The sequence below is a fragment of the Vagococcus changpingensis genome, assembly GCF_058211775.1.
On record NZ_JBYVZB010000003.1, the window covers coordinates 223659 to 239076 of the forward strand.

14 protein-coding genes and 1 other annotated feature are annotated in these 15418 nt (G+C 34.9%); of the genes, 2 read left to right on the forward strand and 12 right to left on the reverse strand.

What is annotated here, in order from left to right:
• Nucleotides 1-3: 3 nt before the first annotated feature.
• The 3 genes from AC37UB_RS07570 to AC37UB_RS07580 form a co-directional block, all read right to left on the reverse strand.
• The gene (locus tag AC37UB_RS07570) at nt 4-1032 is read right to left on the reverse strand and encodes a Gfo/Idh/MocA family protein (RefSeq protein ID WP_241699488.1); all 1029 of its coding nucleotides are present in this window, start codon (nt 1030-1032) and stop codon (nt 4-6) included.
• A gap of 197 nt (nt 1033-1229) precedes the next feature.
• The gene (locus tag AC37UB_RS07575; protein ID WP_490685543.1) at nt 1230-2993 is read right to left on the reverse strand and encodes an ABC transporter ATP-binding protein; all 1764 of its coding nucleotides are present in this window, start codon (nt 2991-2993) and stop codon (nt 1230-1232) included.
• A complete protein-coding gene (locus tag AC37UB_RS07580) occupies nt 2990-4720 on the reverse strand; it encodes an ABC transporter ATP-binding protein (RefSeq protein ID WP_490685544.1) in 1731 nt (576 codons plus the stop codon). The genes AC37UB_RS07575 and AC37UB_RS07580 overlap by 4 nt, the downstream gene beginning before the upstream one ends.
• A 384-nt stretch (nt 4721-5104) precedes the next feature.
• Between AC37UB_RS07580 and AC37UB_RS07585 the strand changes: the two genes are divergently transcribed.
• Together AC37UB_RS07585 and rnjA are read left to right on the forward strand one after the other, a co-directional pair.
• Nucleotides 5105-5320, forward strand: coding sequence for a DNA-directed RNA polymerase subunit epsilon (locus AC37UB_RS07585; RefSeq protein WP_117973375.1), 216 nt, complete (start codon nt 5105-5107; stop codon nt 5318-5320).
• Between the two features lie 2 nt (nt 5321-5322).
• Nucleotides 5323-7002 carry a ribonuclease J1 gene (gene rnjA / locus AC37UB_RS07590; RefSeq protein ID WP_117973376.1) on the forward strand — a complete coding sequence of 560 codons (1680 nt, stop codon included), beginning with the start codon at nt 5323-5325 and terminating at the stop codon, nt 7000-7002.
• A 52-nt stretch (nt 7003-7054) separates the two neighbouring features.
• Here the strand turns inward: rnjA and AC37UB_RS07595 are convergent, their stop codons facing one another.
• The 9 genes from AC37UB_RS07595 to AC37UB_RS07635 all read right to left on the reverse strand — a co-directional run bounded on the left by AC37UB_RS07595 (nt 7055) and on the right by AC37UB_RS07635 (nt 15390).
• A complete protein-coding gene (locus AC37UB_RS07595; RefSeq protein WP_199500918.1) occupies nt 7055-7489 on the reverse strand; it encodes a GNAT family N-acetyltransferase in 435 nt (144 codons plus the stop codon).
• Nucleotides 7489-8028 (reverse strand): DUF2179 domain-containing protein, encoded by a 540-nt coding sequence (locus tag AC37UB_RS07600; protein ID WP_117973378.1) that lies wholly within the window; start codon nt 8026-8028, stop codon nt 7489-7491. Before AC37UB_RS07600 ends, AC37UB_RS07595 begins: the two co-directional genes overlap by 1 nt.
• 131 nt (nt 8029-8159) lie before the next feature.
• Entirely contained in the window at nt 8160-8360 is a 201-nt protein-coding gene (locus AC37UB_RS07605) for a cold-shock protein (RefSeq protein ID WP_071457588.1), read from the reverse strand.
• 155 nt (nt 8361-8515) lie between these two features.
• A complete protein-coding gene (gene radC, locus AC37UB_RS07610) occupies nt 8516-9208 on the reverse strand; it encodes a RadC family protein (RefSeq protein ID WP_233519190.1) in 693 nt (230 codons plus the stop codon).
• A gap of 55 nt (nt 9209-9263) precedes the next feature.
• The gene (locus tag AC37UB_RS07615) at nt 9264-9929 is read right to left on the reverse strand and encodes an HAD family hydrolase (RefSeq protein ID WP_117973379.1); all 666 of its coding nucleotides are present in this window, start codon (nt 9927-9929) and stop codon (nt 9264-9266) included.
• Nucleotides 9930-9932: 3 nt separating this feature from the next.
• Complete coding sequence (locus AC37UB_RS07620; RefSeq protein ID WP_490685545.1) at nt 9933-11219, reverse strand: bifunctional folylpolyglutamate synthase/dihydrofolate synthase; 1287 nt, start codon at nt 11217-11219, stop codon at nt 9933-9935.
• Nucleotides 11220-11238: 19 nt separating this feature from the next.
• Nucleotides 11239-13881, reverse strand: coding sequence for a valine--tRNA ligase (locus tag AC37UB_RS07625; protein ID WP_490685546.1), 2643 nt, complete (start codon nt 13879-13881; stop codon nt 11239-11241).
• Nucleotides 13882-13938: 57 nt separating this feature from the next.
• Nucleotides 13939-14134, reverse strand: a binding site (T-box leader).
• A gap of 42 nt (nt 14135-14176) precedes the next feature.
• Complete coding sequence (tpx, locus tag AC37UB_RS07630; protein ID WP_117973382.1) at nt 14177-14668, reverse strand: thiol peroxidase; 492 nt, start codon at nt 14666-14668, stop codon at nt 14177-14179.
• Between the two features lie 77 nt (nt 14669-14745).
• The gene (locus AC37UB_RS07635) at nt 14746-15390 is read right to left on the reverse strand and encodes a redox-sensing transcriptional repressor Rex (protein WP_117973439.1); all 645 of its coding nucleotides are present in this window, start codon (nt 15388-15390) and stop codon (nt 14746-14748) included.
• Nucleotides 15391-15418 lie beyond the last annotated feature (28 nt).

Genomic DNA, 15418 nt, shown 5'->3' on the forward strand with positions numbered 1-15418 from the left:
CGTTTACCCTCTAATTTCTTTTGCGTCTGCCGCAAATATAATATCTGATTCTTTTCTCATCGTTTCCATCAATCCATGAACATCTTTGGCAAGTTGTACCCAATCTTGGTATATTTTTTGTTGTTTAATGCCCATTGGATTAACCATAATATTTGCAAATGCTCTTGCTTCTTCTAACATCACATCTTCAGATGGCTCTGTTCCAAAATTAATTTCTAACAAGTCATTATTTTCTCGTTTCTTTTGAATGATACTACCAATACTATTGACTGCATCTAAACATAATGTACTATCGCTTAGATACACTTCTGATGGTAAAAAGCTATCCGCGTTTTTTCCAACAGTCATCGTCACATCAAACGTATCATAACGGAAAATCATTGTTCCTAACCCATCAACACCTGTAGGTAATTTTTGGTTAAAATAGTAGACAGAGTTTGGCTTACCAAACCAAGCTACTGCTGTATAAACTAAGTATACGCCTAAATCCATTAAGGCTCCACCCGAGTATTTAGCAGAAAAAATATTGGGTTCTTCTCCTCGTAAAAGAGCATCATAACGTGATGAATACTTCATAAACGTTAAATTAGCCCCCAGTATATCTTCTCTATTTTTCAAAAATGAAGCAACTCGTTGAAAATTATCTTCATGTATGTGTCTTGCCGCTTCAAAAAAGAACACTTCTTTTTCTTCAGCCAAATCAATTAATTCTTCTAATTCTTCTAGCGTCGAGACTGCTGGCTTTTCAACAATGACATGTTTACCATGTGTCATCAATAATCTTGCTTGCTCGTAATGTAAACTATTAGGAGACGCTATATAAACTACATCAATGTCTTCTGACTCACTTAACTCTGATAACTCAGTCATAATATGAATGATCTCTGAATGATCGTATTTACTAGCAAATTTTTCTGCCTTTCCCTTAGTTCGTGAGTATACTGCACGAAGTTCATACTCTTCACTTTTTATGGCTGCATTAACAAATGCATGAGTAATCCAATTCGTTCCAATAACACCTAGTTTCAACATGACATATTCCCCTTTATTTTCTTTTATCGCGCAAATCATTTTAAACCCTGATACTTCGTAGTCAAAAGTATATCATTTTTCCTTCATTTATGTCTGACTAAATTAAAAATAAACAACCACCTGTACTATAATCATACTGACTAATAGCCATTACGTCTACTAGTAACGATTGATTATCTGACAAAGTGGTTTAATTTTTATTCGTCTAACTCTTCTGCAAATTGACTGTTATATAATTTTTCATAAAACCCCTTTTTCGCTAGTAAGCTCTCATGTGTTCCCTGCTCAATAATCTGTCCTTGATCCATCACTAAAATTAAATCAGCTTCACGTATCGTGGATAATCTGTGAGCAATCACAAAACTTGTGCGCCCTTCCATTACTTTTTCCATTGCTGTTTGAATGAGTCCTTCTAATCTTGTATCAACCGAACTAGTCGCTTCATCCAATATTAAAATTTTAGGATTAGAAATCACCGCTCGAGCGATAGTAAGTAGTTGTTTCTGACCTAGCGAAATATTGTCACCTTCTTCGTTAATGGCCATTTCATAGCCACCAGGCATGGTTCGAATGAAATGGTCTACGTTAGCTGTCCTAGCTGCATCAACTACTTCAAAATCAGTCGCATCTAATTTACCAAACCGAATGTTTTCAGCAATCGTATCGTTATAAAGCCACGCATCTTGTAATACCATTCCAAAGAGTGACCGAACATCACTACGATTCATTTTTTTCGTATCAATGCCATCAATTTTAATCGCTCCATCTGTCACATCGTAAAAACGCATCAACAAATTAATTAAAGTTGTTTTCCCTGCACCTGTTGGCCCAACAATCGCCACCGTTTGACCGCTTTTAACTGATACACTAAAATTTTGGATTAAAGGACGATCCGGTTGATAACTAAATGACACATTATCAAACTCAACATCTCCACGAATCACATCAGGTAATGGAATATCTACTTCATTGTCGATTGATTCTGGTTCATCTAATATCGTAAACACGCGTTTTGTGGCAGCAGAAGCACTTTGTAGCATGGAAGACAATTGGGTTATTTGTCCCATTGGCTGACTGACTTGCCACACATATTGAATGAACGCTTGTAAGTTACCCAAAAGCAAGGCGCCAGAAATCACATAAAATGACCCTAATACAGCAACTCCTATATAAGCACTGTAAGCTGTCAAATTAACTAATGGCATCATCAACCCAGAGATTGCTGCTGCTTTAAATCCATTGTTTGTTAAACGTTGATTGACATCTTTAAAATCTATAATGGTTTCTTCTTCTCGGCCATATAACTTCAATACATTAAACCCTGTTAAATTTTCCTGAACAAACCCATTCAACTCACCCAGTGAATCTTGCTGACGTTTAAAGTAGGGTTGAGACCACTGAACAACTAATTTAGAAATAATCATAGATAATGGAATAATCAACATAACCAACAATGCTAACTTTACATTGATAGTTAACATTGCCACCACAGCCATAGTAATTCCAAGAAGGGCATTAACAATAGCGATTAATCCTTGTTGCAACGCGTTACTTACCGCATCAACATCATTAGTCACACGAGATAAAACATCTCCAAATTGATGTGTATCGAAATAAGAAACTGGTAATCGATTAATCTTTTGTGAAATATCTGTTCGTAAATCTCTCATTGCGTGCTGAACGACTTTTGTCATAAACCATTGAGCAAAAAAACTTGCTAAACTATAAATTAGTCCTATTAAAAATAAGACAACGAGTACATTTAAAATATATTTGAAATCAAGCGACTCACCATTTTTTATATTTTCAGCTATTTTAGTTGTTGGTAAACCCGTTACAAAAGGCAATAAAGCATTCATAATTACTGCAATAACTGCTAAAAATAGTGCTCCAATAAAACCAAACTTATAAGGAGAAATATATTGATACAGTCTTTTTAATTGTTTCAATGAGTGTGTCATTTTAATTCCTCCTCTGTCAATTGTGATGAGGCAATATCGTAATAAACTTGACAAGTTTTCAACAACTCTTTATGTGTTCCCATGCCAACAACGTCACCTTCATTTAGCACAATAATCTTATCTGCGTGCATGATGGTGCTCACACGTTGCGCTACAATTAAAACGGTGGATTCTGTTGTTTCTTTTTTCAAGCGTTGACGAAGCATGGCATCTGTTCGATAATCCAGTGCTGAAAAACTATCATCAAACACATAAATAGCAGGCTTTCTAATGATTGCTCGTGCAATAGCTAGACGTTGTTTTTGTCCCCCTGAGAAGTTAGAACCACCTTCTGTTATAGGTTCTAACAACCCTTGTGGTTTTTGAGAAACAAATTCCGTTGCTTGTGCGATGTCTAGTGCCTCTTTCATTTCTTCTTCTGTTGCCTCTTGCTTACCAAATCGTAAATTATCAGCAATTGTCCCAGAAAAAAGCACTGCTTTTTGAGGGATATAACCAATTTTTTCTCGTAAACTTTTTAATTTATAATCCCTCACGTCTACCCCATCAATTTTTATAGAACCTCGACTCACATCATAGAATCTAGGAATTAATTGGATTAAAGTGGATTTACCGCTACCTGTACTTCCAATAAATGCTATTGTTTCTCCTGGATTAGCTGTAAAACTAACGTCTCGTATGACTGGACTTTCACTATGTCCTGGATAAGCAAAAGATACCTTATCAAATTCGATGACACCTTGTGTTTTTGTTTCTGTGATGCCAGATTGATTATCTTGAATAGCAGGTTCAACATCTAAGACTTCTTGTACACGAGCAGCTGAAATGGCTGCACGTGGGTACATCATGAAAACAGAAGCAAACAACATAAATGAGAATAAGGCATGGAATATATATTCTATAAATGCGATTAAATTTCCCACTTCTAAACTACCATCATTAATTTGGATACTCCCAAACCAGATAACCAACACCATAATAATATTAAATAGAAAGAAAAATGCTGGTTGAGCTGAAGCCATTAATTTAAATAACTTCATTGAACTTGTTGCGTAAGCATTGTTGACATTATCAAATCGTTTCTCTTCAAATGTTTCATTAACAAACGCACGAATCACTCTTAATCCAGATAAGTTCTCACGCAATATCAGGTTTATGTTATCAAGATTTTTTTGTTGACGACTTGACAGTGGTTCTGAAAACTTAGCAATCACTAACATACCTAATATTAAAAATGGTAACCCGATAAACACAAATATAGTTAACGAAGGACTCGTCCTAACAATCATATACAAGCTTGCAATAAACATAATTGGGGTAATAAATCCCATTCTTAAAATCATACCCATAAAATTCATCACTTGAAACGCGTCGTTAGTTGTTCTAGTAATCAGTGACGACATACCAAAATCTTCATATTCTTTATGAGAAAATCGTTGAATATTTTCCATCATATCCTCACGAATATGTTTAATGATTCCCGTATTAAGTTTTGCACCTACCACGGCTAAACTAATATTTAGAATAATACCAACTGCTGTTACTAATACCATTTGCCAACCAACTTGTTTCACTACTGACATATCATTATTTGCGACACCCTGATCTAACATCTTAGCTAGTAAAGTTGGCAACCCTAGCTCTATTAAAATAAAGCCAAATACGCACAAAAAATTTAGTAATAATAACTTTTTTTGTTTCATAGCGTAATTCCACATTGTTTTCATTTGTACACCCTCTTTTTCATTTAATAGGCAATTAATTCATTTCATTTATCATAACTGATTTTCGGCTAAAATGTCAGTGATTTATTGCGAATTATCTTATTTTTTCGATGTAATCGTTATCCTTTTTTTGTCATGATGAATGTTTCTATACAATTATTTGCAATTATGATAAAATAAACCTAATTGTTGGAGTAATATGCTCCAAAATACGACGGTGAAAAAGATAGTGAACATCCGTGGAATGAGACAAGATTCCATGTTATTTTAAATCAAGTATTTAGGATAACTATTACTTCAAAAAGGTGTCTACTTGCACCTAATTTTGTCGTGTTTTTACAAATTAATTAGAGATAAAAATTTCATTTATATAAAGGAGAATGTCAAATGATTTATAAAGTATATTACCAAGAGGACAAAAAATTTAGCCCACAAAGAGAAAAAACACAATCTCTTTACATTGAATCTGATTCACCCGTTACAGCTCGTCGCTTAATAACTGAGCATACTAACTACAATATTGAGTTTATCCAACCCCTAGAAGGAAACCATTTAGATTATGAAAAAGAACATACTAACTTTGAATTAGTGGAGTTTAATTAATCATGAAACCCCAAATAAAAAACAATGAGACAGGTGTATTTGGAATAGGTGGACTAGGGGAAATCGGTAAAAATACTTATGGTGTCCAATTTCAAGATGAAATCATCATTGTTGATGCTGGAATTAAATTTCCAGAAGACGATTTACTGGGTATCGATTACGTCATACCAAATTACCAATACATTGTTAAAAATATCAAAAAAGTCAAAGCGTTAGTCATTACTCACGGGCATGAAGATCATATTGGTGGGATACCATTTCTATTGCGACAAGCAAACATCCCAATCTATGCTGGCCCTCTAGCTCTTGCATTAATTCGTAATAAACTAGAAGAACACGGCTTACTTCGTGATGCCGTTTTACATGAAGTAAATGAAGACACTGTGATCAAGTTTAGAAAAACTCAAATCAGCTTCTTTAGAACCACTCATAGTATTCCTGAAGCCAATGGGGTGGTTGTTAAAACGCCATCAGGAAATATCGTGTACTCTGGTGACTTTAAGTTTGACTTTACACCAGTTGGAGAACCGGCCAATTTACATAAAATGGCTCGTCTAGGTGAAGAAGGCGTATTATGTTTACTTTCAGATAGTACCAATGCTGAAGTACCTGAGTTTACCAAATCTGAAAAAGTGATTGGCGAATCCATTACAAAAATTGTGGAAAAAGTTGAAGGTCGTGTCATTTTTGCGACGTTTGCTTCAAATATTTTCCGTTTACAACAAACAGCTCAAGCAGCTGTTAAAACTGGACGAAAAATTGCTGTTTTTGGTCGTAGTATGGAAAATGCGATTGTAAACGGACGCGAGTTAGGACATATTACCGTCCCTGATGATACCTTTATCGATGCTCGTGATATTAATAAATACCCAGCTAACGAGATTATGATTTTATGTACTGGATCTCAAGGTGAACCAATGGCTGCCTTAAGCCGTATTGCTAATGGAACACATCGTCAAATTTCGATTCAACCTGATGATACAGTTATTTTCTCAAGCTCACCTATTCCAGGAAACACAACTAGTGTGAATCGTTTAATCAATTTATTATCCGAAGCTGGAGCTAATGTCATTCATGGTAAAGTAAATAATATTCATACATCTGGACATGGTGGACAGCAAGAACAAATGCTATTTTTACGTTTATTAAAACCAAAATACTTCGTTCCAGTTCATGGAGAATATCGTATGCTAAATATCCACTCTAAATCAGCTCAAGCAACAGGTGTCCCTAAAGAAAACTGTTTTATTTTAGAAAACGGAGATGTCTTAGCCCTAACAAGTGACAGTGCAAGACGTGCTGGACACTTTAATGCTGAAGATGTGTATGTTGATGGTAATGGGATTGGAGATATTGGCAGTATCGTTTTAAAAGATCGCCGAATTCTTTCCGAAGATGGTTTGGTATTAGCCGTTGCCACAGTTGACTATCAATCAAAAATGATTGTTGCTGGTCCAGATATTTTATCTCGTGGCTTTATTTATATGAGAGAGTCTGGTGAATTAATCCAAGAGACACAACGATTATTATTTAACGCTATCAGAAAAGCATTAAAACATCCCGAATGTGATGAAATCATGTTAAATGAAGTCATTGTGAATACTGTTCAACCATTTCTAATTGAAAAAACCGAACGTCATCCAATGATTCTGCCAATGATACTTGAAACATCCAGTAAATAATAATCTAAAAACCTGTAAATGTCTAAAGATAATTAAGCATTTACAGGTTTTTTCATATTTTTTTTATCCATTCCATATCAATATGCGGAATATTATCTTCTAGATAAACATCAGATATTGCTTCAAAACCAAATGATTCATAAAATGATTTTAAATACTCTTGTGCTTGTGCTTTTATTAATTGATTAGTTGGTACACAAGACAGACCGTATGAAACTAACTTCCTTCCATAATGAAGATGTCTATCACTTTTTCGAACAGTTACTCGGCCAATATGCCAAGATTGGTTTTCTTGAAACAACCTCATATAAGCAACTAATTCACCTGCTTCATTTTTTCCCAAAACATGTATAGCTGATAGATCTATCTCATCTACCTCTTGGTAAGGACACTTTTGTTCCACAACAAACACAGCAATTCGTAGTTGATACATAGAAAACAATTCTTGTCGGGTTAAATGATCAAATCTTTTTTGTTCAAATGTAATCATCTTCTCTTGTTCCTTTCACGTACTTTTTTCGTCCAGAACCCTCCAGAAATGTACTTAGGTTCATATGAGATGATAAATGCTTTATCATTAAAATCTTTAATATCTTTATATAAAGAACGCTCCGATTTTCTAGCAGATAAAATTTCTAGTACTAATCGTTCTCCTTCTCGTCCATGAGCAATGGTTTGTGTCACACCATATCCCTCATCTCTTAACAATTCTGGAAGTGCCTTATTTTCTTCATTTAATGGCAAAATAGCCGTCACCATAATATAACCTAATGCTAAATAATCTTCAATTTTTATCCCTAAAACAATTCCACAAGCATAACCTAATGCATATACAAACAGATTAACTGGGTTATTAATTTGATTTAATACTAAAGATAAACCAACAACATAGATGGAAATTTCCACCATACTAAGTAACGGGGCAATAACACGTGACCCTTTCATTGTTAACATGAAACGGATAGTATTTAGTGTAACATAACAAAAATTAATTAAAAAAATTATTAGTAATGTTTTCAATTCCATTTATTAAACTCCTCCTTTTATATAGCTCTGCTTCCTCATATTATCCGATAACTTTATACCATGCAACAAATTAATCAAAAAAAGTGTAAGTGGATTAACCCACTTACACTTAAAATTTTAATTAGATTTAATTACGCTTTTACAACGTTTGCTGCTTGAGGTCCACGATCTGTTTCTTCGATTTCGAATGTTACAGCTTGACCTTCTTCTAAAGTTTTGAATCCGTCGCCTTCGATAGCTGAGAAATGTACGAATACGTCATTTCCTTCTTCTTGTTGAATAAATCCAAATCCTTTTTCTGCGTTAAACCATTTTACTGTTCCTTGAGCCATGTTACTTCCTCCTCGTGCCGTAGCACATGTTAATTTTTGTAATACTTGCTTTCGGTCGATAGAGGGTGTTTCATACAACATCTATTGAAATCCAAAACCATATTACATATTCATGATAACTCATGTCTCTTTTAATTGCAAGTAAAGACCCGTTTTCACAATGATAATCTCTTAGTTTCTCTAAAACTTACGTAACCGGATCCTCCTACAATTATATGATCTAAAATCTCCATCCCCATCATTTTACCACAAGAAACCAAACGTTCTGTGAATATTTCATCTTGATCTGACGGTTCTGGATTTCCAGACGGATGGTTGTGAACTAGGATAAGGCGAGAGGCCGAATACCTCACGGCTAGATGAAAAATTTCACGTGGATGAGCAATTGATTGATTTAACGTGCCAATAAAAATCGTTTCTTTTTTTATGATTTCATTTTTAGCATTTAAATAAAATACCATAAAATGTTCTTGTGTTAAATCCTTCATTTCTTCAATTAATCGCTCGCCAATTTGTTGACTAGAATAAATTTTTCCATATTTTTCTTGTGTTGATAAAGCTAATCGTTTTCCTAATTCCACAATAGCTTTTATTTGTATCGCTTTTACTGTTCCTATTCCATTTAAATTCATCAATTCCTCTATTTTAACGGTTTTTAATCCGTATAACCCATCCACTTCTTTTAATATATTTTCTGCTAACTGCATGACTGGTATTGACTTATTTCCTGATTGTAACACAATAGCTAATAACTCTTCATTGGATAAAACCTCTGAACCATATTGTAGTAATCGCTCGCGAGGTAACAATTGATCTTTATACTCTTGCTCTCGACATTTAATTTTCAATAAAAAAACACTCCCTTCTTCACCCAAAATATACGTGAAAAAAGGAGTTTTTGATTTAAACTGATTTTATGTAGTCTAACACATCATACAAACTATCTTTAATAGTCAGTGTTTTTTCTTTTGCTTCGTCATTTGGTAAAATCAAATCCGGTACCATGATGACTGGTACATTGGCAGTGAAAGACGCTCGAATGCCATTCAATGAATCTTCTAGCATTATCGTTTCTTCTTTTGGTGTACCTAATATTTCGACAGCTTTTTCAACAATTTCTGGATGTGGTTTAGCATGTGTCACATCATTGCCACTGACAATCCCACTAAACTTATCCATAAATCCAGCTTTGTCTAATAACATATCAATCGCTTCACGGTTATTACTTGAAGCAACGACACACTTTACGCCGTGATTGTTTAAATACGTTAACAATTCTTCCACACCTGGTTTAATCGGTGCTCCCACTGTCGAAAATTCTTCCCATGTACTAGCTCGACTTTCTTTAAAAAATTGGTCAATCTCATCTTGTCTCAACATTGGAAAATCGTTGACATATTTTTGGTAAACTGCCTTCTCACCTAAACCAACTTCAGATTTATAATATTCCTCATCGTAGCCAGGCATCTTGAATTTTTGTGCAATTTCAATATTATTTTTTGAATAGACTGCTTCTGTATCAAAGATTAGGCCGTCCATATCAAAAATAACGCCGCTTATTTTTTTCACACGTCACTCTCCTAATAAAATTTGTCTTACTTGGGAAATAAAATACAATGATCCGGTAATTAAAATCAAATCGTCCCCTGACACTTCTTTCAATGTATCTGATAGCGCTTCTTGCCAGTGATCATATGCTGTTAATCCCATCTCTTCATATAATTCTTTCGTACAAGCTTTTGGGTAATCAAAAGTGGTCACTTTCAAGTCTAGATTATTTACTGACTGCAATAACCCAATCATCCCTTGAATGTCTTTAGTGATCAACGCCCCAAAAATCGTATGAATTTTTTTATCTGAAAATTCTCGTCTTAGATTGTCTACTAATACTTCCATCGCGTGATCGTTATGCGCCCCATCTAATACAATAAATGGTTCATCAGAAATTTTTTCCATACGACCAGGCCAAAATGCTTGTTGTAATCCTTTTTGATAATCACGATTAGACACTGGTAAATGAAGCATATCAGCCACCTCATTAAATGCTTCAATGGCGACACTTGCATTATCTACTTGGTGTTTTCCAACCATATTTATGGATAATTGTTTTAAATCAACTTTATCTGATTTAAAATGGAATGTTTCTCCCCAATTATCAGTCGGTTGTAAGTATTGACTATCAAAGTCAACCCCATAACGTTTGATTGGAGCATGTAATGAATTTGCTTCTTTACTAATCACATCAAATGCTTCATCTGAAACATTCCCGACAATAACTGGCCTTCCTTCTTTAATAATCCCAGCTTTTTGACTAGCAACTTGTTCAATCGTATCTCCTAAAATATCGACATGGTCTAAACCAATTGTCGTAATTACTGACACAAGTGGAGTCATCACGTTCGTACAGTCAAAACGTCCGCCCAAACCAACTTCAACTAGAACAATGTCAACTTTTTTATCAACAAAATAATCAAACATCATAGCTGTTAATACTTCAAATTCAACAGTATGAGCTAACTCAGGTACCTCATCCATCTTATCCACGATAGGTATCACTTTTTCACATAATTCAACCAACTCTTCATTAGGAATTGGTTGACCGTTAATCGCAATGCGTTCGTTAAATGATTCGATATACGGTGAGGTAAAGGTTCCAACCGTTAAGCCTTGTTGCTCCAACAGACAACGTAAAAACGTTGTCGTTGAGCCTTTCCCATTTGTTCCACCGATATGAACAATTTTTAACTTATCTTGCGGATTGTCTAATTGTTCTAATAAATAATTGATTCGTGTTAACCCCGGACGAATACCAAACTTTGTGCGTTCATGTATCCATGAAATGATTTCTCCATACTCCATCTTGTACAGCCACCTTTATTTATTTTTTCAAAGAAGCCAGTCTTTCTTTTACAGAGGCTTGTTTTTCTAAGTAATCTTTTTGTTTCTCACGTTCTGCTGCAACCACTGCCTCTGGTGCATTTGAAACAAAACGGTCATTGCTTAATTTCTTCTCAACAAGTGCTACTTCTGACGTCCATTTATCTAATTCTTTTTCCAGACGAGCAATTTCTTCGTCGATATTGATTAAATCTTCTAACGGCAAGTAAATTTCCGCCCCAGTAATCACTGCACTCATGGCTAAATCTGGCACATCAAATTCTTCTTTAATTTCTAACACTTCTGGATGACAGAAACGTTCAATATAATTAGTGTTTGCTTCAAAGAAGTCTTTAACAGAATCTTTTGATGTTTTGATTAATAATGTAATAGGTTTAGACATTGGTGCATTTACTTCTGAGCGAATATTACGCACTGAGCGAATCAATTCTTTTAATACTTCCATTCCTTCTGCCGCTTGTTCATCTGTCCAAGCTTCATTGATAGTTGGATAAGCTGCCACTACAATTGATTTACCTTGATGTGGGATTTTTTCCCAAATTTCTTCTGTCACAAACGGCATGATTGGGTGTAGTAAACGTAAAATGTTATCTAATACATGTACTAAAATGCTACGAGTCATTTGTTTTTGTTCTTCATTTTCTCCGTAAAGGACTTCCTTACTCATCTCAATATACCAATCACAGAAATCATCCCAAATAAAGTTGTATAAATGACGACCGGCTTCCCCAAACTCAAAACGGTCAAAGAAGTTCGTTACTTTTTCAATCGTTTCATTTAGTCGAGTTAAAATCCATTTATCTGCAACAGTTTTATCACCATCAAGAGAAATATCATCATATGTCATGCCTTCAACGTTCATTAATACAAAACGAGAGGCATTCCAAATTTTATTAATGAAGTTCCAAGCAGCATCCATTTTTTCATAACTAAAACGCATGTCTTGACCTGGTGTAGAGCCATTTGATAAGAACCAACGCAACGCGTCTGCTCCGTATTGATCAATGACATCCATTGGGTCGATACCATTACCAAGAGATTTACTCATTTTACGTCCATCTTCCGCACGAATTAATCCGTGAATCAACACATTTTCAAATGGTCGTTCTTCAGTAAATTCTAAACTTTGGAAAATCATACGACTTACCCAGAAGAAAATAATGTCATAACCAGTCACTAATGTATTCGTTGGGAAATAACGTTTGAAGTCATGTGACTCCGTATCAGGCCAACCCATTGTTGAAAATGGCCAAAGAGCTGAACTAAACCAAGTATCTAATACATCTTCATCTTGATGCCAGTTTTCAACGTCTTTAGGTGCTTCTTCTCCAACATAAACTTCGCCTGTTTCATTATGATACCAAGCTGGAATACGATGTCCCCACCAAAGTTGACGAGAAATTACCCAGTCATGTACATTTTCCATCCATGTTAAGAATGTCTGATTAAAACGTGGTGGATAAAAATCAACGGCGTCATCTGTTGCTTGGTTTTCAACAGCTTTTTTCGCAAGTGGCGCCATTTTAACAAACCATTGCGTTGATAATCTTGGCTCAACCACGACTCCAGTTCGCTCAGAGTGACCAACACTATGAGTCATTTTTTCAACGCCTTTAAGTAGTCCTAACTCATCTAAATCCTTAATGACTGCTTTACGTGTAGTAAAACGATCCATACCGGCATATTTACCAGCTAAATCATTCATTGTCGCGTCATCATTCATCACGTTAATACGAGGTAAATCATGACGATTACCCACCTCAAAGTCGTTAGGGTCATGGGCTGGTGTAATTTTTACGACACCTGTTCCAAATTCCATATCAACATAATCATCAGCGACAATCGGAATTTCTTTATCCACTAATGGTAAAATCACTGTTTTGCCAATTAAATGTTGGTAACGTTCATCTTTAGGGTGAACGGCAACAGCTGTATCTCCAAGCATGGTTTCTGGACGTGTTGTCGCAATTTCTAATTTTCCACTGCCATCAGCTAATGGATAATACATATGATAAAACGCGCCTTCGATGTCTTTATGAATGACTTCAATATCAGATAAAGCGGTTTTTGCTTGTGGGTCCCAATTAATAATGTACTCACCACGATAAATAAGGCCTTTATTATAAAGTGTCACAAACACTTTTTTCACCGCATCAGATAGTCCATCGTCTAAAGTAAATCTCTCTCTTGAATAGTCTAAAGATAATCCTAATTTTGCCCACTGCTCACGAATATGTCCGGCATATTCTTCTTTCCATTCTTTCGTTGTTTCGATGAATTTTTCACGACCTAAATCATATCGTGACACACCTTCACCACGTAATTTTTCTTCAACTTTCGCTTGAGTTGCAATCCCAGCATGGTCCATACCAGGTAACCATAATGTATCAAAGCCTTGCATTCTCTTTTGACGAATAATCATATCTTGCAGTGTCGTATCCCATGCATGACCTAAGTGAAGTTTTCCTGTCACGTTTGGTGGTGGTATGACAATAGAATACGCTGGTGCACTTTCATCTCCACTTGGTTTAAATAAATCTTTTTCTAGCCACTTTTTATAACGCCCTTTTTCAACAGCTTTTGGGTCAAACTTTGGCGCTAAGTTTTGTTGTTCATCTGTCATATACATTTCTCCTTATTTTTTATTTTTCAAAACAAAAAGCCCTAAAGTTATTTCTAACTTTAGGACGATTATCTCGCGGTACCACCTATCTTATAAGCATACGAATACGCTTATCTCTCTAGGTCATATAACGTTGACAATACGGTTCCCACTCCTAGGCTACCTTCATACTTTTAAATGGAAAACCTTTCAGCCAATGGATTTTCTTTCTGCAACATATCCAAGTATTACTCTTCCTATTCTTTATGGTTGTTTATGCCATTCATTTTACCTTGATAGCATCATTTCGTCAAACTTAGATTAACGCTTTTGCAGCTTCTAATGCTTTAACATAATTTGGTTCACTTGATACTTCTGGTACGATTTCTTCATATGTAATGACGCCATCTTTGTCTAACACAAAAATTGAGCGTGCTAAACGATTAATTGATGGAATTAAAATACCATATTCTTTTCCAACCACACCTTCTTCATCTCTTAACATGGTCATGTCAACTGATTCAGCTGCACACCAATTAGCTAATTGTTCTTTTGTGTTATTTGAAATCGTTAAAAAATATACGTCTTTAATTGTTGCTGCTTCTTTATTAAAGTGTTTTGTCTGTAGTGCACAAACACTAGTATCAATATCAGGTACCACACTAATAATAACTGGTTTTCCTTTTAATTCCTCTAATGAGATTACATTATCTGACAAATCTTTTAAACTAAATGTTGGAGCTTTTTCTCCCGCTTTTGGTGGTGTTCCTACTAATTCAACTGGGTTACCTTTTAATAATACTTCCATGTTGACACATCCTTTATTTAACTTTCCTTCATTATAGTGAAATAAAGTTAAATACACAAAATAGATGCTTGGAAAAACTAGATTAAATCAAGGTTTGCATGATTGTAATTTTCATCATAATAGATCAACGTTTGTAACTCCGTCGTTAAATCAATGTATTGCACTTGAACATGTGAGGGAACTTTTAACCGCTTAGGAGCAAAATTTAAAATAGCCGTCACTCCAGCTTCAACAACCTCATCAATTACTTGTTGTGCTTTGCTACTAGGCACAGTCATAATAACTGTTGTAATACCTTCTTTTTTTACAATGTTTTTTAACTCACTCATATCTTTTACAACAATTCCATTAATTTTTTCACCAACAATTTCAGGATTTGCATCAAATGCCGCCACAATATTTAAATTTGTATCTCGTCTAAAATTATTTTTTATTAATGCTTTACCTAAATTTCCAGATCCAACTAATGCAATGCGTTTTTCAATATCTGTTTTTAATATCTCACTAAAAACTTCTATTAAGTATGGCACATCATAACCATAGCCACTTCGTCCCAACTCCCCAAAGTGAGAAAAATCTCGCCTAATAGTTGCTGATGGAATTTGAATCATTTTACTAAACTCGTTTGATTTAATACGTTTTACACCTGTTTCATCTAATGTTTTTAAATACCTAAAATAAAGTGGAATACGTTTTGTTGTTGCTTTAGGGACCATTTTCATATTTTTGTGTTCTTCCACAGTCCATCCC